Annotated in this window: 20 protein-coding genes; 2 read left to right on the top strand and 18 right to left on the bottom strand. The window is 35.3% G+C overall.

Features of this window, described 5'->3' with window-relative positions; genetic code table 11:
• Window positions 1–338 precede the first annotated feature (338 nt).
• From ACECE_RS0223815 to ACECE_RS0223780, 8 genes are all read right to left on the bottom strand, one after another.
• Window positions 339–1,277, bottom strand: a complete 939-nt coding sequence (locus ACECE_RS0223815) for a diacylglycerol kinase catalytic domain-containing protein (protein WP_010251929.1) — start codon at window positions 1,275–1,277, stop codon at window positions 339–341.
• A gap of 6 nt (window positions 1,278–1,283) precedes the next feature.
• Window positions 1,284–2,294, bottom strand: coding sequence for an SPFH domain-containing protein (locus ACECE_RS0223810; RefSeq protein WP_010251927.1), 1,011 nt, complete (start codon window positions 2,292–2,294; stop codon window positions 1,284–1,286).
• A 236-nt stretch (window positions 2,295–2,530) separates the two neighbouring features.
• Window positions 2,531–3,241, bottom strand: a complete 711-nt coding sequence (locus ACECE_RS0223805; protein ID WP_010251925.1) for a PHP domain-containing protein — start codon at window positions 3,239–3,241, stop codon at window positions 2,531–2,533.
• A complete protein-coding gene (locus tag ACECE_RS0223800; RefSeq protein ID WP_010251921.1) occupies window positions 3,238–3,579 on the bottom strand; it encodes a DRTGG domain-containing protein in 342 nt (113 codons plus the stop codon). Before ACECE_RS0223800 ends, ACECE_RS0223805 begins: the two co-directional genes overlap by 4 nt.
• Window positions 3,580–3,589: 10 nt before the next feature.
• Entirely contained in the window at window positions 3,590–4,930 is a 1,341-nt protein-coding gene (locus ACECE_RS0223795; protein WP_010251919.1) for a [Fe-Fe] hydrogenase large subunit C-terminal domain-containing protein, read from the bottom strand.
• A 103-nt stretch (window positions 4,931–5,033) separates the two neighbouring features.
• Window positions 5,034–5,462, bottom strand: coding sequence for an ATP-binding protein (locus ACECE_RS0223790; protein WP_026073981.1), 429 nt, complete (start codon window positions 5,460–5,462; stop codon window positions 5,034–5,036).
• Window positions 5,459–5,812: a DRTGG domain-containing protein gene (locus ACECE_RS0223785; RefSeq protein ID WP_010251914.1), complete on the bottom strand. Its 354-nt coding sequence runs from the start codon at window positions 5,810–5,812 to the stop codon at window positions 5,459–5,461. Before ACECE_RS0223785 ends, ACECE_RS0223790 begins: the two co-directional genes overlap by 4 nt.
• A 115-nt stretch (window positions 5,813–5,927) precedes the next feature.
• Window positions 5,928–7,601: a nucleoside kinase gene (locus tag ACECE_RS0223780; protein ID WP_010251912.1), complete on the bottom strand. Its 1,674-nt coding sequence runs from the start codon at window positions 7,599–7,601 to the stop codon at window positions 5,928–5,930.
• A gap of 240 nt (window positions 7,602–7,841) precedes the next feature.
• On the opposite strand from ACECE_RS0223780, the gene ACECE_RS0223775 reads away from it, so the two are divergent.
• Entirely contained in the window at window positions 7,842–9,446 is a 1,605-nt protein-coding gene (locus ACECE_RS0223775; protein WP_010251910.1) for a peptide chain release factor 3, read from the top strand.
• A 178-nt stretch (window positions 9,447–9,624) separates the two neighbouring features.
• Here ACECE_RS0223775 and ACECE_RS0223770 read toward each other — a convergent pair whose 3' ends face one another.
• The 3 genes from ACECE_RS0223770 to ACECE_RS0223760 form a co-directional block, all read right to left on the bottom strand.
• Window positions 9,625–10,638 (bottom strand): DUF7309 domain-containing protein, encoded by a 1,014-nt coding sequence (locus ACECE_RS0223770; RefSeq protein WP_010251908.1) that lies wholly within the window; start codon window positions 10,636–10,638, stop codon window positions 9,625–9,627.
• A 176-nt stretch (window positions 10,639–10,814) separates the two neighbouring features.
• The gene (locus tag ACECE_RS0223765) at window positions 10,815–12,122 is read right to left on the bottom strand and encodes an Nramp family divalent metal transporter (RefSeq protein WP_010251906.1); all 1,308 of its coding nucleotides are present in this window, start codon (window positions 12,120–12,122) and stop codon (window positions 10,815–10,817) included.
• A 223-nt stretch (window positions 12,123–12,345) separates the two neighbouring features.
• Window positions 12,346–12,816 (bottom strand): metal-dependent transcriptional regulator, encoded by a 471-nt coding sequence (locus ACECE_RS0223760; protein ID WP_010251904.1) that lies wholly within the window; start codon window positions 12,814–12,816, stop codon window positions 12,346–12,348.
• Window positions 12,817–12,935: 119 nt separating this feature from the next.
• Between ACECE_RS0223760 and ACECE_RS31375 the strand changes: the two genes are divergently transcribed.
• On the top strand, window positions 12,936–13,085 hold the full coding sequence (locus ACECE_RS31375) for a hypothetical protein (RefSeq protein ID WP_162862629.1): 150 nt from the start codon (window positions 12,936–12,938) through the stop codon (window positions 13,083–13,085).
• Window positions 13,086–13,153: 68 nt separating this feature from the next.
• Here ACECE_RS31375 and ACECE_RS0223750 read toward each other — a convergent pair whose 3' ends face one another.
• From ACECE_RS0223750 to ACECE_RS0223720, 7 genes are all read right to left on the bottom strand, one after another.
• A complete protein-coding gene (locus tag ACECE_RS0223750; RefSeq protein ID WP_010251902.1) occupies window positions 13,154–13,999 on the bottom strand; it encodes a KilA-N domain-containing protein in 846 nt (281 codons plus the stop codon).
• A 422-nt stretch (window positions 14,000–14,421) separates the two neighbouring features.
• Window positions 14,422–14,595, bottom strand: coding sequence for a hypothetical protein (locus tag ACECE_RS31370; protein ID WP_010251900.1), 174 nt, complete (start codon window positions 14,593–14,595; stop codon window positions 14,422–14,424).
• Window positions 14,586–14,780 (bottom strand): DUF4143 domain-containing protein, encoded by a 195-nt coding sequence (locus tag ACECE_RS0223740; protein ID WP_010251898.1) that lies wholly within the window; start codon window positions 14,778–14,780, stop codon window positions 14,586–14,588. Before ACECE_RS0223740 ends, ACECE_RS31370 begins: the two co-directional genes overlap by 10 nt.
• A 370-nt stretch (window positions 14,781–15,150) precedes the next feature.
• Window positions 15,151–16,254 carry an RCC1 domain-containing protein gene (locus ACECE_RS0223735; RefSeq protein WP_010251895.1) on the bottom strand — a complete coding sequence of 368 codons (1,104 nt, stop codon included), beginning with the start codon at window positions 16,252–16,254 and terminating at the stop codon, window positions 15,151–15,153.
• 119 nt (window positions 16,255–16,373) lie between these two features.
• Window positions 16,374–16,652, bottom strand: a complete 279-nt coding sequence (locus tag ACECE_RS0223730; protein ID WP_010251892.1) for a hypothetical protein — start codon at window positions 16,650–16,652, stop codon at window positions 16,374–16,376.
• 469 nt (window positions 16,653–17,121) lie between these two features.
• Window positions 17,122–17,967, bottom strand: coding sequence for a KilA-N domain-containing protein (locus ACECE_RS0223725; RefSeq protein WP_010251889.1), 846 nt, complete (start codon window positions 17,965–17,967; stop codon window positions 17,122–17,124).
• Window positions 17,954–18,175 (bottom strand): helix-turn-helix domain-containing protein, encoded by a 222-nt coding sequence (locus tag ACECE_RS0223720; protein WP_010251886.1) that lies wholly within the window; start codon window positions 18,173–18,175, stop codon window positions 17,954–17,956. Before ACECE_RS0223720 ends, ACECE_RS0223725 begins: the two co-directional genes overlap by 14 nt.
• Window positions 18,176–18,679: the final 504 nt, after the last annotated feature.

Genomic DNA, 18,679 nt, shown 5'->3' with positions numbered 1-18,679 from the left:
AAAGTGCCTTTTTCAAGGTTTTTTGCAACTTATTGTTGTGGAAATTGCACCTTCACATTGTATACAGTATTCCTGGCAAATAAAATACAGCCAATTTTTAAAATTTCTCAAACATAAGAATGAAAAGATAAGCCAGCCTGTGGCGAAAAATCTAGTACAGTGAATGTAATATCCATACAACTTGCAATTATAGAACAAACTGTATTATAAAACCAACCATTAATATAATGCAATGTTAATACTTTCCTAGTTGTATAAAGCAAAACAAAAGTGCATTTTAGTGTTTAGGAAATACTTGGTAACTCAAAACATTAAAATGCACTAACCAAACCACATAATTATGCTACTAAATGACCTTTCTTTTCAGCAACAGAAATCGTTGCCTCTATACCGGAATTAAACTGAATATAATCACTTTCAATGCCATCACTAAATATCACTCCATTTTCGGGCATTTTAGATAATATTTTCAACGGACAATTTTTGTCTATCTTTCCAAATACAATATTTGTACTTGAAGTCCGGCTTGGAAAGGGTTCACGTACAGAAAAATACAAATAATCTATATCCCATTGTAGTCTACTTTCTCTTTTGATATTGATCTTCTTATCTGAAATGCCATTTACTATATTAGCAGCACCCGTTAATATACTTTTAAGCCAACCGGTTGAACCGAGCCCTGTTGATACTATAATTCCACTTGATGATTGCTGTTCACACCGTTCACCAAATTGGAGTTGATATTTAGATGACACATGCGTCCTTTGTCCAATAAATAAGTCGTTAACTGCGTAAATAACCTGGCCATCATTTAATGCTGCCTTTGCTATAGATACCTCTTTTACCTGTCTTCTCGAATTGAAAACATCATTAACAACCAACTTAAGATCACAAACCTTAAATGGAAGCAGCACGCCATCCCATCTGGCAGGATCGGGATTCACACCAACTATAGCCTGGTTTGTAAGGTATTTCATTATATTTGCTACAAGTCCATCCTGACCTACCACCACTACGATATCATTATCACCGAATATATAGTTTGGCACGTATTCCCTGTCAACAATCTGAACTCTTCCAAGCAGCTCTAGTTGCGCATATGCCTCAGATATTGCCTTCCTATAAGTCTCATCTTCAACAATATAATCTGAAAAATCACTGCCCAGATGTTCAATATAAAACTTTGCCTGCTCTATAGTATTATACCTTGTAATCAATTCTTCAAGTCGCGTTCTTCTTTTAATAAGCACTATCTTATTTTCAGTCAGTCTGTTCATAAATTATCATTCCCTCATTAATTCCTGAAGTAAATCAGGTGTTATATTAAGCTGACCTATCTGCCCTGCCTTTTCAGCCAGTTCCTGGAAAGCCATTGCAATAAGCTTATTAGGCTGCATTCCAATGCTTGCAAGAGATTGTATCACGTTAGGATCTATGCCTTCTAGAGCTTTCATTACCGCTGATAATTCATATGCTTTTGCATCGGCTTGTGCATTAGAATTCTCGACAGCAAGTTCAATAAGCCCCTTCTTTTTCTCCTCAAGCGTGGTTTCAAAGTTTATCTGTTCCTCTGTAAGCTGGTGTTTTTTCTGCTGCACAGCTCTTTCAGCCTCAAGTTGAGTTTCCTTAACCTGCCTTTTCTTGTTTTCTACTGCAATCTCAGTATTATATTCATTTTCTTTAACACGCCGCTCTTGCTCAATAGATGAATTTCGCCTTTCATAAACAGCTTCGTCGGCTTTCCTTAGAATTTGCTCCCTGGTTTCAGCTTCTAATGCTCTTGCAGTTTCTTTATTGGGCAGTATAGCAAGTATTGAAAGACCTAATATTTCAATCCCCAGAAGCTCTATCTCTCCATTTTGTCTAATTTCATTCAATATTCCCTTAGCTAATGCCTCACTGGATTTTATTGCATCCTTCAGCTGCAATCCCTCAAGTGTTTTCTTAGTCAGAACTCTGACAATATTTATGACCCTTTGCGGAAGCTTTTGTGGATCATCTGATGCATAGCTCTTGCCTTTCATATCAAGGGTATAGTTAAGAAGTTCAGCTATTTTCTTTTGATCAACTATTCTGAATGTAATTTGACCTTGGACAGTAACCGTTTGGAAGTCTGAGGTCACCTCTTCAAAAATGAAAGGTGCATCTATACTCCCTACTGGAAGGACAACAATAGACGTAGTTGGAGCATAGTAATAAAATGATATCCCTGAACCCTCTTTAACTACCCTGCCATTCCTATACATAAGTACGTATTCACTTGGCTGAAACTTTATAAACCTGAATCCTAACATGTCATGACCCTCCTTATAATAAATTATTAGTTTGTGTGTTATTTGCCTTTTGTTCTTATCAATGTGTTATTATCATTTTATAACTTTATTTTACTTCTGTCAACACCTCTTAAGGTTATATAAAAAAATAAAACTCTCAGTTCAAGTTCACCGAGAGTTTTACCGTTTAATTATAACTTATTTAATAATATCTATATTCAAATATAATTGCACGCTATTCGTTCTATCGTTCAATTCTACTTCCTTAAAAATTCAAAAAGACATTCTATACTTATTTCTTCAACTTCAAAACTACTTTCCTTTTCGAGCAAATTCCCGAGGTTATGAGCATCAGATGATTTTAAGAACTTGTATGCTGAAAGATATGAGTTTCTACTGATAAACTCATTGGCTACACAGTCTTTTGAAAATTCAAGGTACTTTATATCTAAATAGTCCGGAACAATCCCAAGGTTTGAGATTATGCTATAAGAATCTCTGTCGATGTGAGCAGGAACAACAATACCACCAAGCGAACCTACCTTTTCAAACACTTCGTCAATACTTAAATCTACGGCCGTAAGAAGCATTTGCTTATAATTCCCTATAGTATTGTCATCTTCATCCATTATGATTTGCTGTCCGAAAATATCCTCTCTATTTTCAAGGTCAGGAAGTGCATTATTAACTATATTCTGCATTTTCAGCACTTCTTCGAGCCCGGGAAATAAGCACACCAAGTGAACCTCTTCCCTAGTCTCAAGCTCCATGCCGGGTACTGCAAGGATCCCGCGGTGCTTTGCACATTTTAATACTGCTTCACAGTTAAGGGCAACATTGTGGTCGGTAACTGCAATAATATCAAGTCCCTTAATGTATGCCATATTCACAATATTATTCGGCGTCATTTCATTTTCTGCACAAGGCGAAAGAGCTGAATGTATGTGAAGATCATAAAATGCTTTCATGTTCTCTCTCCAATAAGATGGCCGGCTTCTACAGCTAACTGATAGGCAGTCTTTCCCGAGCTTAAAATTACAATTCCTTCTTCGTTAGCCTTCTTTATTGTAGCCTCTTCTACCTGTATACCTTCCGGTATCACTATACATGCCAGTTCAACTAATAGTGCAACAGCTACAATGTTCAAATGCGTGTGAACTGTAATCCAAACATCACCCTTGTTGGCATGCGACATAACCCAGCTGAGCAAATCACCAATGTATACCCCTGCTATATCTCTATCCAAACCCTTCGCATCTGTCAATACTTTCATGTGCAATAAATCCGAAAACTCACCAATCTTCATTTTTATCCCCCTAATCTCTGTTGCCTTCTTTATGAGAATTACCATTATCCAAAACCGGAGGCATCTTTGACTCAAGTTCCATCATTTGAACAGCAAGGTCTCTCACCTTTTCTCTCAGTTTGAATACACAATCCGTTTCGTTCGCATTGCCTCTGACAATATCTTCTGCAAGAGCGCGGCAATTTGGAGCACCGCAAGCCCCGCAGTCCAAGCCTGGCAATTCCTCACTGATTGTTTGGAGTGTCTCAAGCTTTTTCATTGCAATTTCAAAGTCTTCATCTAGTTTCATGATCGGCTTATGTTCAACGTTACCCGTCCATAGCAAATCATAATCATAGGCTTCATCTGGCTTTTCATCTATATCATTTTTATTTTTCTTTGCCATATCAATAAATCTCTTGATTCTAGTTTTAGCAACGAAAAGATTCTCCACAGTCAAAGGACCTCCAAGACATCCTCCCTGACAAGCAAGAGCCTCAATAAATTCTATGTCCTCAAGCTTATCATTTTCTATCTCCTCGAGAATTGAAATTACATTATGAATACCGTCAACAGCAAGAAATTTATCCGTTCCAAGTGCCAGACTTTCCCCACCGGAATTCGCCCACCTTATACCTGTAAATCCTGCTCTCCCAAGGTCCTCTTCATTCTTTACATCGCCAAGTACAGTAAATAATTTTAAATATATATCTTTAATGGATATTGCCCCATCTACGCAGGATTTTTCTCTTTCATAAGGTGCTTTTATACTTGTAGCTTTAGCAGCACATGGTGTAATAAAAAACACACCAATATCCTCTAAAGGAATATTATTGTTTTTTACGAGCTCATCTTTTACAATCTTTGCAGCAAGCTCCATTGGAGACTCAAGTTTTAATATATTATCTATAAGGCTTGGAAATCTAACCTGAATTAATTTGACAACAGCAGGGCAAGCAGAAGAAATCAAAGGTTTTGGCAAGTTATTTTTTTTCATAACTTCTCTTGTAGCCCTGCTTACAATTTCAGCAGCCTTTGCCACCTCATATACATGATCAAAACCTATTAATTTTAACGCGGTAAGCAAATGATTTGTTGATCTGGCAGATTTAAACTGGCCATATATTGTAGGTGCAGGTATTGCAACCTTAAACTTGAAATTATTAATAATGTCAAATTGATCCGTAATAGCTTTTTTCGCATGATAAGGGCATACCCTTATGCATTCTCCACAGTCAATACACCTTTCAGCTATAATTCTAGCCTTTCCTTTTCTTACTCTAATAGCTTCTGTAGGGCATCTTTTGATACAGTTCGTACATCCTTTGCACTTTTCCTCATCTAAAGTAACCGAATGAAAGTATTCCTTCATTCTACTCCCCCCTAAAATAGACCTATGAGAAACTCATACTTATATTTCAAAAAATATGAGTCTCGACAAATCCATTACACTATTACTATTATATTATAGGTTACTACTGTAAAAACACAGTTATTTCAACGCTGGTTCCCTTACCGACCTCAGTCTTTATGTCAAGTTTGTCCGCATATCTTTTAATGTTGGGTAAACCCATACCAGCTCCGAATCCTAATTCCCTTACACTGTCAGGAGCAGTTGAATAACCTTCCTGCATTGCCAAGTCAAGATCAGGAATGCCCGGACCCTCATCATTAATTCTGACTAATACCTTACCCTTACCTATTTCCACATCTGCAGTTCCGCCTCTGGCATGAATAACTGCGTTTATCTCAGCTTCATACATGGCAATGGAAACTTTTTTGACGGTCTGAGGGTTAACTCCCAATTGATTCAGTATTTTTTTTACACTGCTGGATGCTTCTCCGGCTAAAGAGAAATCGTCGGAAGGGATAACATAATATTGTCTTATTATGTTGTCGCTCAATCCCATACACCTCTTCCTGTAATTCCGGAACTATAAAGCTTGCCGCAAGCAATAAACATTGGATGATTGGTAATAAAGACTGTTATACCTTTCTCCCTTGCAAACTCAATTATCTTTTCATCAGGCTTCTTCCCTCTGACAAAGACAATAACCTTTATATCCATCATTTCCGCAGTTCTAACAACCTGAGGATTAACGAGTCCTGTTAGTAAAACAACATTCTCCTTAACATATGCCATAACATCACTCATAAGGTCAGCTCCACAAGCAGAATAAACCTCCATATCCAGGTTTTCGCTGCCTGTTAAAAGTTCCGCTTCAAGAATACCGGCAATTTCACTAACTTTCATATAATCCCTGCCTTTATCTTTTCATTTTTTGTATTTTATTATTCTAATTATAACCTATTGTTAGTGCTGTAACAATAGCACTTAGGAACGTCCAAAATATAACTCCAACCAAAACTTATCCGTAAAAGCAGCTTCCCCCAATAAATTCTCTGATTATCGAATTCATTGGAACCTCCTTTGACTCTATCGACACAAAATTTGTCAGAAACTCAATTAATCTTCTTGCTTCAGAGTATTCAACCTGCGAGCTGTTTACGTCTCTTAAAAGCGGCTCAGCTAGCACTTTTAAAACACCCAATTCAAATGGAAGGGCGGAGTTAAACATAATATCCGCTTCTTCCTGAAACGGAAATATATTCTTTTCTTCACCGCGTCTTACAGATGGCCACCTGTTAATTGTATTAACGGCGCTACAACCCCTGAACTGAAAGTCCCTAACAATTCTTCTGAGCATCCTTGAATCGGTTGTTGGTATTCTATTATGGTCATCAATACTCATTGAAGTAATAGCACTTACATATATCTTAAACTTGCTTTCCTTTGGTATTGATGAAGTAAGTTTTTCATTCAATCCGTGAATACCTTCAATTATAAGCAGCTGATCATCATCAATTTTCATTTTCCTGCAATAGCTTTCCCGGCAACCGTTTGGAAAATTAAAAATAGGTATTCCGACTTCTTCACCTTTTATCAAGCTAGCCAGATGCTGGTTAAACAGAAGAATGTCTATTGCTTCCAAGGCTTCAAAATCAAATTCCCCATTTTCATCCTTTGGGGTATGATCTCTATCCACAAAATAATCATCAAGAGAAATCGTAACAGGTCTTAACCCATTAACTTTCAATTGGATAGCCAGCCTATGCGCAAATGTAGTCTTACCTGAAGAGGAAGGGCCTGCAATCAATACCACTCTCTTCTTGTTCTTGTTGAACGCTATCATATCGGCTATTTGCGCAATTTTCTTCTCATGAAGCGCTTCTCCCACTCTAATTAATTCATTTACATTGCCTTCCTTAACAATGGTGTTAAGTTGTCCGGCATTTGCAACCCCAAGTATACGCCCCCAGTTCTTATACTCCTTGAAGATAGTAAAGAGCTTCTTTTGCTCCTTAAACTTCGGAATAACATCAGGGTTTGTCTTTTCGGGATACATCAGTATCAAACCGGGTGCATAAAACTTCAGTGCAAATTTATTCAAATATCCTGTATCAGGTGTCATGTATCCATAAAAATAATCTTCATAACCGTCACAATTATAAATAGTCACATATGGTTTCTTTCTATACTCTATAGCACGAAATCTATCAATCCTGCCTGTTTTACTGAATATCTCCTTTGCTTCGTCTATAGACATAATCCTTTTAATAAAAGGTATCTTCTGATTTATCAGTTCCTTCATTCTTTCTTCGATTTTGGATACTTCCTCAGCTGTAAGCTGCGTAGCTCCATTTATTTCACAAAATATCCCCTTACTTATAGAGTGGCTTATCGTAACTTTCCTGTCAGGAAAAAGATCATGAACCGCCTTTATTAAAACAAAGCTGAGACTTCTCCTGTATATCCTCATACCGTCATCATTTGTCAGGTCAATAAACTCTATATGAGCACTATTATATAAATGAAAACTTAATTCTTTAATATCATTTTCAACTTTTGCTGCAACAATTGTAGACTTATAATCATTTTTACAGTCTTTACTTAGTTCTAGCAATGAAATTCCTTCAACTACTTCTTTCTCACTACCATCCGGTAAAGTAACTTTTATCAAATTTAAATTGCTTTCTCTCATATTAAAGACCCCTCGTATTTAATATTTAATATCCCTAATTTAGTTTATATAACTACAATTATTCTATAAATTAAGAAAAATTCCTCTTTCCGTTTATAAAATTCCAATATATGTGCATTTTAAAATATAAAAGGTGTCGATTATACAATGTGGTATTACTTTTTATGAATTGACATCATGTATTGCTATAATATACAATAAAACTTGCTAAAAAACTGATGTTATAAGAGGTATTAATAAATGTCAAATATTAAGGAAATTATTTCTAAAGAAGTAGATAGAAGAAGGACCTTCGCTATCATATCACACCCTGATGCCGGAAAAACCACTTTAACAGAAAAGCTTCTATTATATGGTGGTGCTATTAGGCTTGCGGGTTCGGTTAAGGCCAGAAAAGCCAATAAACATGCGGTTTCCGACTGGATGGAAATCGAAAAACAGAGGGGTATATCTGTTACATCAAGCGTTATGCAGTTTGATTACAATAATTTTTGTATAAACATTCTCGATACACCTGGTCACCAGGACTTTAGTGAAGATACTTACAGGACGCTTATGGCAGCCGATAGTGCAGTAATGCTAATTGACGGCGCAAAAGGTGTCGAAGCACAAACCATAAAGCTATTCCACGTTTGTAAGATGAGAGGTATCCCAATATTCACTTTTGTCAACAAGATGGACAGAGCTGCTAAAGATCCTTTTGAGCTTATGGAAGAGATCGAAAATGTGCTTGGGATTCATTCATATCCAATGAACTGGCCAATTGGTATAGATGGTGACTTTAAAGGCGTCTACAATAGGAAGCTTGGTCAGATCGAATTATTCGAAGGTGGAGACCATGGGCAAACTGCTGTTTCATCAAGTAAAGGAAACGTAGACGACAAAATTTTTGCCGACCTTTTAGGTGATCATTATCATAATAAGTTATGCGAAGATATAGAGCTTTTAGATATGGCAGGAGACGAATTTGACAAGAAAAAATTACTTAAAGGTGAATTAACGCCTATATTCTTTGGAAGTGCCATGACCAATTTTGGTGTTCAGCCTTTCCTTGAAGAGTTTCTTGCTCTTGCACCAAAGCCTGGTATAAAAAACTCAACTGCTGGCGAAGTTGATCCGGATTGGGACAAATTCACAGCTTTTGTCTTCAAGATACAGGCAAATATGAATCCTGCTCACAGAGACAGGATAGCCTTTATGAGAATATGTTCAGGACGTTTCTCAAGAGGAATGGAAGTAAACCACGTGCAACAGGGTAAGCAAATAAAGCTTTCACAACCTCAGCAATTTATGGCTCAGGAACGTACAATTATTGAAGAGGCGTATGCCGGTGATATAATAGGCGTTTTTGATCCTGGTATTTTCAACATTGGAGATACCCTTTGCGAGGCAAATGGTGACCTAAAATTTGAAGGTATACCTATCTTCCCAGCCGAACATTTTGCAAGAGTCATGTCCACAGATACAATGAAGCGCAAGCAGTTTATAAAAGGAATTAACCAGCTGTCTGAAGAAGGCGCCATACAGGTATTCAAGCAAGTAGATATAGGTATTGAAGCATTAATTATCGGTACCGTAGGAGCACTCCAGTTTGAAGTTCTTGAATACAGACTAAAAAATGAATATGGTGTCGATTTAAGAATTCAACACTTGCCATTTAAACATGCCAGGTGGATTGATGGTTCGGGAATTGATCCAAGGAGCTTTACACTTACCAGTTCTACAATGATAGCAGAGGATGAAAATGAAAGATACGTGCTTCTCTTTGAAAATGAGTGGTCAATACGTTGGGCTGAAGAAAAGAATAGTTCATTAAAGCTTTACGATATCGCAAAAAATGGATAGAACAAATATTAAAGTTCTCTTTGATTAAAAATCAGCATATTAAAATAATTAAAACTCGGTGGCTAAAAGGTGAATGCCCCCGAGTTTTCTATTTTATTGCATTTATTATTTTTTCGACAAGAAAACTGACTATATTTCCCGGGAAATCTCTTTTTTTCAACGACATTTATCCATGATATTAGAGAAATTGTTCCAATCCTTTTCTAAATTCCTGAATACTATACAATTCCTCAACAGTCTGCAATTCTATGCCAAGTTTTAACGATATAGGCTCAAGCATTTGAAATGCCTTTTTCCTCTGGACAACAATAACCTCTGGTATCTGCTTATTCCTTGCTAGCAGGTCAATAAATTCATCACGGAATTCTCCAATATACCCCTCAAAATCAGAAGTCATTTTCATATCCAGCATTACTCCACTTTCAGCTTCAGCAATCATGAACATCAACGGGTAAAAAGGTCTCCCGCTTTCTTTAACCATAGCAGGCGCATTAAAAAAGTCAACTTCCCATACTCCGGTTTTTCTAAGCCTATTATCTTTAATCCTTTTAAGTGCAATTTCATTAACTTTTTCATATTCATTATTGTTTTCTTCCAGGTCAAGGTTTATATACTTATCTTCCCATAACACTTTTTTATTTTCAACCCTGGAGGCCCTTACCAGAATTTTATTTTCGTCTTCAGGTTTTAGCAATTCTTCGTCTTCCCTGCATCTTAAAGCGACATTTACAATCTGTTCTAATGCATAAGCCATATATTTGACTTCACTTTTGCTAATCTGGGATGGAAAGTAATTTGGCTTATAATTTCTAAATTGAGGCCACTGTTTCTTCCCCCTAAATTTCAGCCCTAACTGCTTAATTATATTTAAATCTTCTCTATTTAGACTCTCTCTATCCTCAAAATACATTGTTATACAATTTTGTATATATCCCAAATCATCAAAAGGAACATTAGGATACAAAGTGTCCATATAAGACTTTAATCCGTCATCTCCAACATAAATACTTATTCCAAATACCTGACCAGCATTACCCATAACACAGCAATACCCTATCTCATGTGTATCTATATTCTCTACTCCAAAAATATCAATATCAGCTATCCAGTTCCAGCATTCGGTCTCTTTAAACCTGACAGCTGCCTCATATAAACGTTTCCACTCATCCAGTTCTATCTTTTCACTTTTCAAAATTCTTACCACCTTTATAATTAAGTACAAAGTAAAGTTTTGTCCCATCCTGTAATATATCATATACTTTGTAGTTTAAAAATACTTTACCAAAAATATCTTATTATTTTTATTCTATAGCAATCCAAGTTGTCCTTATCAAAAGGAAGTTCATTAGCGATTTTCAAATCATGCTGCTATACTTGCCCTGTAAATGTAAATAACAGTAAGACCACATTTGCAGCTATTATTATACTTGTTATCAGCCACCCTATCATATTTGTTAAAGGTTTATTTACCAATGATCCCATAAGATCTTTACGTCTGGTAATAAGCAACATTGGAATGATGGCAACAGGAAGAACAAAGCTTAATGTAACCTGGCTTAAAACAAGTGCTTGCATTGGATTGATGCCTAGTGCAATGATAAGCATCCCGGGAAACATGGTTACGAGCCTGGTTACATTATCATTTATATTGAGTCCGACAAAACCCTGCATTATAGTCTGTCCTGCCATAGTTCCTACTGCTGATGAAGAAAGGCCGGATGCGATGAGGGCCAACCCGAAAGCACCGCTTGATGCTGCACCCAATAAAGGCGACAAAGACTGATGTGCCTGCTCAATTGAGTCTACAGCTATTCCGTTTCGAAAAAAAACAGCTGCTGATACAATAACCATTGCTGCATTGACAATAAATGCTATATTCATCGCAATTGTTATATCTATCCTCTCCATTTTCAAATGCTTTATCTTATCTTGCTCTGTTAAATCTTTGTTTCTATGCTGTACAAGCTGAGAATGTAAATAGATTACATGCGGCATAACTGTTGCGCCAAGCATACCAACTGCAATTAGTATTGCATTGCCATTTGGCAGCGATGGAACTAAAAGATGAAGACCTGCTAATGTAAAATCGGGCTTGGCTAAAAACAACTCCATAGTATAGGATATACAAATAACTGCTACAAGAATTGAAATGATAACCTCTACAATACGTTGACCATATTTGCCTATGTAAACAATAAAAAAGGTTAGAATTGCAGTTATCAAGGCAGCATATACCATAGGAATGCGGAACAATAAGTAAAATCCCAAAGTGCCGCCAAGAAATTCTGCCAAATCAGTTGCCATCGCTGCCAGCTCAGCAACCACCCAGAAGCACCAGTTGGTTCTTTTTGAAAATACCTTACTGCACATCTGAGGGAGGTTTTGACCAGTTGCTATTCCAAGTTTTGCTGACATGGATTGCAGGAAAATAGCCATAAGATTACTCCAAAGTATAACCCAGATCAGATTATAATTAAATTTTGATCCCCCACTAATGTTTGTTGCAAAATTTCCAGGATCAATATATGCAACACTAACAATAAAAGCTGGGCCAAGAAACTTAAGTAATGTTTTAACTTTACTTATAAACTTTCCACTGCTTCTAGTTGCAACCCTTCCCACTATTAATTGTTCCCCTTGGGATTCAACTGTTTGAGCATAGCTTTCTTCAAGCACCTTAAGCACCTCTCTTGCACACTTGTTTACTTTAATTGCCCCAAAGATTTTGGGCGACTAATTACTTTAGTCCAGTCTAATTTTGTTTACTTAATCTACAATATGAGTAATAAATAGAATGTGTTACATTTACATAACAGCATTTTTGAAATCAAATAACGACAGGAATTGCAGAAATGAAAAAGGAACCCGTCAAGTTCCTATAAGTGAGAATTTATGAAATTTATTCTTTAGAAAACTGCTCATATTTTTCGAAAATATCAGGATTTTGCTCAAGGAACTTATTAAAGGTGTTGATCTTTTGTAGTGTTGAAGCTGATACAGTATGTTCAATCAGCTCTGTTTCTGTTAAGACATCTTCACAGACTCCCAAACTTTTCAAGAACGACTCAATAACATGATGCCGTTGCAAAAGGAATTTCCCAACTTCCTTACCATCTTCGGTTAAAAGTATAATTCCATATTTTTTATAGTTAAGCAGTCCTAATGCACTTAGCTTTTGAACCATTTTTGTGGCTGATGATGCTGCAACATTTAAGAGCTCAGAAAGTGTATTTATGCGCATATAACCTTCTACAAGGCTGTTCCTGTATATCATCTCCAGATAGTCTTCCATTGCTGAGGTTAAAAGCTTTTTGTTTTGCTCAAGCAGCTGGTAACCGCGAACAGTATGAAATTTAGATACTTCATCCATTCAATCACAACCTTTTTAAAACCAAGGAATAGCTATTCTCTATATTAATTATATTCGGAGCATACTGATTTTATTTTACATATATTATTTTTCATAACTCTTTAAGGAAGGTTACTATTTTGAAACAAGTTGTAATCTCATCATCACAAAGAACTTCTTTGTCTGCTTGTGATGCCTTGGGCAAAACAACAGTTTCAATTATATTTTCAGATATATACTCTTCTGTGAAAAACCAATTACCAATAGCTCTTATTGCTCTTGCATATTGACTTTATATTCCTCGTGAAATTTACCACAGTAATAAATTCATGTCTATGTATTTTTTTAAACGCAATTTCTATTTGCCTTCAAGTTTTTTTATTGTATCCGTATCAAGCTCCTGAATTGCTTTCAACTGACGAATGGCTAATTGATTCAGCAATTTAAGCCTTTCTGATTGTTGTTTACCTTGTTCTATTAATATGGAATTATAACTCTCCATGTTGGCTAAAACCAGCAATTGGTTTAGCGTAGAATAATCTCTAATATTTCCTCCTTTATCAGAATTCTTCTCTCTCCACTGCTTAGCCGTAATTCCGAACAAAGCAACATTCAACACATCTGCTTCACTGGCATATGTCATAGAAATCTGAAATGGCATCAATTCCGGTGGTAGTAATTTTTCCTTTATAGCATCAGTATGAATTCTATAGTTCAATTTGGAAATTTCTCTATTCAAATTCCAACCTAAAGAAAATCTGCTACTTTCATCGCTCTTTAATCTTTTATAATCCTTAATAATATAGAGCTTAAACTCAGCTGATATCCATGATGCAAATTCAAAAGCGATATCAGAGTGAGCAAATGTACCGCCATAACGTCCCGATTTTGAAACAAGACCAATTGCATTCGTCTTTTCTATCCATTTTTGTGGTGATAGTGTAAAAGCATTTGATCCAGCTTGATTTCTAAAGGAGTCGAATTCGACCCCTTTAAATTTGTCATTATGTAGTTTCTCCCATAGACCTAAAAACTCAATAGTATCTTTACTTCTCATCCAGTTCTTAACTACATCCTTAGGTTCATCACTCTTATATCTTGCAATATCAGTAAGCGAAATAAACTCATTTTGAAAGTCTTCAGTATAGATTGTAATATCTATACCTTTTGCCTGAATTGTTTCTTTAACAGGTTTCTTTGTCATTTCACAGAACCTCCCATACTTGCGAATCCTCATAACTACAGCGAGTAATTATAATATTAACATCTGCAAATCGAATCGATACCAATATTATATCAAACATTCGATATGAGAACAAGTGTTCTTTTGAGGTTTTATTTCCATTTCATTGGTAAACAATCCATATTTCAAAGTATACCATATTTTTTACTTGATATTGATATTATAAAAAGTTATTCTGCCAAAAGGTATTCAAATTTAATATAATGGGAATTTAGGCTAGTATAGTATCAACTTCAACGCACATATAAAAATTTGGTGAGCCATCCGCGACTCGAACGCGGGACACCTTGATTAAAAGTCATAGTGCTTATTTTTGCACTTTTTTGACGTATTAAAACCCGTAACCACGCCCAATAATTAATCACTAAAGTTTTTCCTATCACTCAAATTAGCTTTTCAACATTCCAAAACATGTACAACGGTACATTCAACAATTCTTCATCCACTTTAAGATTAAGAAGGGACGCCCTGACCGAAACCTTTGGCTTGTATTTGTCCCGATATACTCCAAGACTGCGGGATTTAACATTGATAGAAGCTTTTACCTCTATCGGCACAATCTTTTCCTCAAATTGAGCAATATAAAATCAACTTCTGCTGTATTCCCTGATTTCCAATAATACGGCATATCTCCATGCAAATTTACAAGTTCATTCAATACATAGTTCTCAGTCATAGCCCCTTTGAATTCTGTATAAAGATGAGTTTCTTCAAAAATAGATGAAGCCGGAAGCTTCGACATTCTTCTCAAAAGCCCAACATCGGCCAGATATACTTTAAAAAATGTCGGACTTGAATATGCTGACAGTTTCTAAAAAAATATATCAATGAAACAAAACAGTTAAGATAATTATTTCACAATGCGATCTGGTAGTTTATACAGCTGCTGTAAAAGAAAATAACCCAATTGGGTGTTACCACCATAGAAAGAGCTGTTTTATTAGGCGTAATCATGAAAAAATATCCATTATTAAATTCTAATTTTCAAGTTCTTCTGCAAGTTTTTGGATAATTACAAGCGGGAGTTCTGTTGTTTCTGCTATAATACGCTATAAGTTTTTCAATGGTTAATTTCTTATTATTGGTGACTTTAATATTTTCTCCTGAAGCATCTATTTAATTAAATTATCCAGATCAACTTTCTCTGGTTTTGATATAAATTCTCTTCCTTTAGCATCGATACTTATTTTTGAATATTTTATATCTCCCCATGCCCAAACTGATCCATCTTTTTTTACTGCTATACAGTGCTCAAAACCACAAGAAAAGTCCTTAACTTCTTCAATTTCTACTTTAACTGGTAATTTTACTTCACTACTTTCACTGCCTATACCTATTTGCCCTCTTATATTATTTCCCCAAGCCCATAATGTACCGTCAGAATCTAAAGCATAAGAGTTAGATGGTCCAGCATAAACCTTTTTTATTGAACTCAAGCCAGAAACCTTTTTTATTTCGTTTGAATACTCTATTTGGGTTGCATATCCTAACTGATCTTCAGAATTTCCACCCCAAGTATACACATTTCCACTTTTATCTAAAGCTATACTATGCTCAGTTGAAGCATCTATATCCACAATATCTTTAAGCGAATCTATTTTTTGAGGTTTAGAAGTTTCTTCAGACGAATATTTTCCATTACCAAATTGCCCAGCTGGATTTGTTCCCCAAACATAAACATCTCCATTATCAAGTAATGCTAAATAATGCCATCCTCCACAAACAGCCTTTTTTACATTTTTCAACTCAGTTCTTTTTGTTATTTCTTCAATGCCAACTCCCCAATTATATAAATTCCCTTCTTTATCAACCGCTAGAGCTTGGCTTTCGTTTATTGATACATTGGTTATATCTTTAAGACTTTCAATCTTAACAGGCTTTTGTGACTCTTTAATACTTAAACTGCCATAAATACCATTATAGTTACTGCCCCACACAAATACCGATCCATTTCCTTTTAAAGCAAGAACGCTTGTTTTTGAAGCTGCGATAGATTTAATCCCATTTAAATCATTAATAAAACCGGGTCTATTTATATCACCTGCATTTCCATTCAAACTTTGATCAAAAGTTATTACCTTGCCACCTTTATCAATCAAATAAGTTGATTGATCTGCACAGAAAACTGATACTATATTAAGTTTATTACTTGAACATGAAGAACACAAAAAAGTAAATATAACTAAAAACATGACAAATCCATGTACTTTTCTCATAGTCCACTCCTCACTTAAATATCTTAACAACCAAAAACTTACTATTATTAATAATGTATTAATACAATCTTATACTCCTTTGTATTATTTTACCACTATTCTATTAAAATTTAATTTAATTATTCGAATGAATATTTTTTAATTCTGAATCCATCATAATCCATTTCAAGTTGATTTACATTACCAAGTCTATCAATTCTTAAGAATCTATTGCTGCTATTTGCTGACGAATTTTGCATTGTCCAATTCATATCATCAATCTTCATTATAGATATGGTATTATCTTCAATATTCACTTTAACAACAAAGTCTTTAGTACCAGTTCCTTTAGGCTCAATAATCCAAAAGTATAGATTGCCTCCTTTATCACTTCCCAAAAGTTTCATACCTGTTTCCATATTTTCATCTTCATAAAAAAAGGAAAAATTGGGTTGAAGAAGGTTGTCCTGATGAAACAGAATCTAAAGAATATGTGGATATGATTAGGAATTGAGATTCTTCAATATTATATGTAGAACCATATAATTCTTTATACTCCATTTCAGCCATTTTGTCGCTAGAATTGCAGTATCTTCATTCCAATAGGTATTCGGTGTAGATCTAAATTCCCATTACTTAAATTTATTGGGGTATGCAGAATCTATAGCTTTATTATAGGTTTATTTTTGATTCTTAAGTAAATAGTAATATCTCATTTATTAACAAGTTGTTCCGGCTTAAAGCACACACTGTGTGCAAAACTAACGTGTTATTAAAATCTTCATAAAACTTTATCATATTGAACAAATTTCTTACACTATATCCTCAGCCTTTCAACTGTCTGTGTTCCGTACTCCACTTTTCCATTTTGAAGTATTTCAGTTTTTATTATTTTTCCAATAAATTAACACCAATGCTTTCAGCTGCATTTAGTATACCAATCTGATATTCTGCTATATCCTTAAGCACCTCGAATCTTTCTTCTTTTGTCTTTCCCTCACGAATCATCTGTGCATTATGTGTTTCCAAGTTGGATAATACTGTTAACTCGTTAATCGTTGCATAATCCCTAACATTACTTGTCCTAGCAAGTTCTGGGTTGGCCTCTCTCCATGCCTTAGCGGTAAAGCCAAACAATGCTACATTCAATAAATCTGCCTCCTCAACATATGGAAGCCATTTAAGATCCTCACGATAATTACAATTTGGTAATATATAATTCTTTACAGCATCTGTCTGTATCATATAATTATTTTTTGATAAAAATCTCTTTGCATCCCATTCTATCTTTTGAAGGTTATTTTCTTCTTCCTTTAAACGCTGAAATTCTTTAATCAAGTATAATTTGAACACAGGACTAATCGCCGATGCAAATTCAAATGCTATATCTTTATGTGCAAAAGTGCCTCCATATCGGCCTTTCTTCGCAAACAAACCTATTGCATTGGTTTGTTCAACCCACTCCGATACACTTGGTGTAAATGTCAAAAGTCCCGCTTGCTTTTTAAAGTGTTCAGATTCGAACACTTTAAAATTCGGATTATAAATTCCTTCCCAAGTTGATAAAAATTCGAGTGTTGTCCTGTTTCTGAGCCAGTTTCTAACGACATCCGCCGCTCTGGAATTATCTAACTTTGCTGCTGCCATATCTGTAATACAAATATAATCATCTAAATCTGCCTGCGATATTGTAATTGGTATATCTTGGACTGTAATAATTCTATTTTTCGCCATCTGACTTCACCTTTTCCTCAATCTTCTTCTCCATGCGAATATAGTATTCCAAAAATCTTAAAACATATCTTGGAGCATTCCTATTACCTCGTTCCCACTCTGTCACTGTTCTATAAGGAATATCAAATGCTTCACAAAATTCCTTGCGATTCATACCTGTCTGCTCTCGAAGTTCCTTTATTCTCTGTTGACATTCTGTCGCTTCCATATTTATCCCCACATCAAATCTGTCGGCAATTATACTATGTGTAAATCATATCAAAAAAAGCCACAAGTACACAACGTGTATTTACATATTTTTAACATGTCTTTACTTTAATTTAATATTAATAATTTAACTTGCATTGCATTTCAATTCAAATCACAATATCTACTTCTACACACATAAAAATACCTGCAACCTTACGGTTACAGGTACTTTGGTGAGCCATCCGCGACTCGAACGCGGGACACCTTGATTAAAAGTCATAGTGCTTATTTTTGCACTTTTTTGACGTATTAAAACCCGTAACCCAGCCATGATCTGCAAGGCTTTGAGACTGCTTTTGAATTTTCTTGGAAGTCATGGTGTCTTTTGAACCCTACCTGAAAATCATGGTGTCTGATATCTTACTCATGTTATGTTAATTTTAACATCTTTTTTTCTATAATTGCAATAGTACTCTTATCTCTTTTCTATATTGTATAAAACCTTTCATCCCCATCTACTAAA

The organism is Acetivibrio cellulolyticus CD2, from assembly GCF_000179595.2.
In the GTDB taxonomy this organism is placed as follows: Bacteria; Bacillota; Clostridia; order Acetivibrionales; family Acetivibrionaceae; genus Acetivibrio; species Acetivibrio cellulolyticus.
The sequence above is the reverse complement of the archived record's forward strand: the minus strand, read 5'-3'. Positions and strand labels throughout refer to the sequence as shown.

Bases quoted from the DNA above. Each gene is read 5' to 3' on its own strand.
- ACECE_RS0223815 (WP_010251929.1), bottom strand. From the start codon at position 1,277: ATGAACAGACTGACTGAAAATAAGATAGTGCTTATTAAAAGAAGAACG.
- ACECE_RS0223810 (WP_010251927.1), bottom strand. From the start codon at position 2,294: ATGTTAGGATTCAGGTTTATAAAGTTTCAGCCAAGTGAATACGTACTT.
- ACECE_RS0223805 (WP_010251925.1), bottom strand. From the start codon at position 3,241: ATGAAAGCATTTTATGATCTTCACATACATTCAGCTCTTTCGCCTTGT.
- ACECE_RS0223800 (WP_010251921.1), bottom strand. From the start codon at position 3,579: ATGAAGATTGGTGAGTTTTCGGATTTATTGCACATGAAAGTATTGACA.
- ACECE_RS0223795 (WP_010251919.1), bottom strand. From the start codon at position 4,930: ATGAAGGAATACTTTCATTCGGTTACTTTAGATGAGGAAAAGTGCAAA.
- ACECE_RS0223785 (WP_010251914.1), bottom strand. From the start codon at position 5,812: ATGAAAGTTAGTGAAATTGCCGGTATTCTTGAAGCGGAACTTTTAACA.
- ACECE_RS0223780 (WP_010251912.1), bottom strand. From the start codon at position 7,601: ATGAGAGAAAGCAATTTAAATTTGATAAAAGTTACTTTACCGGATGGT.
- ACECE_RS0223775 (WP_010251910.1), top strand. From the start codon at position 7,842: ATGTCAAATATTAAGGAAATTATTTCTAAAGAAGTAGATAGAAGAAGG.
- ACECE_RS0223760 (WP_010251904.1), bottom strand. From the start codon at position 12,816: ATGGATGAAGTATCTAAATTTCATACTGTTCGCGGTTACCAGCTGCTT.
- ACECE_RS0223750 (WP_010251902.1), bottom strand. From the start codon at position 13,999: ATGACAAAGAAACCTGTTAAAGAAACAATTCAGGCAAAAGGTATAGAT.
- ACECE_RS0223740 (WP_010251898.1), bottom strand. From the start codon at position 14,780: ATGTCGAAGCTTCCGGCTTCATCTATTTTTGAAGAAACTCATCTTTAT.
- ACECE_RS0223735 (WP_010251895.1), bottom strand. From the start codon at position 16,254: ATGAGAAAAGTACATGGATTTGTCATGTTTTTAGTTATATTTACTTTT.
- ACECE_RS0223730 (WP_010251892.1), bottom strand. From the start codon at position 16,652: ATGGAAACAGGTATGAAACTTTTGGGAAGTGATAAAGGAGGCAATCTA.
- ACECE_RS0223725 (WP_010251889.1), bottom strand. From the start codon at position 17,967: ATGGCGAAAAATAGAATTATTACAGTCCAAGATATACCAATTACAATA.
- ACECE_RS0223720 (WP_010251886.1), bottom strand. From the start codon at position 18,175: ATGGAAGCGACAGAATGTCAACAGAGAATAAAGGAACTTCGAGAGCAG.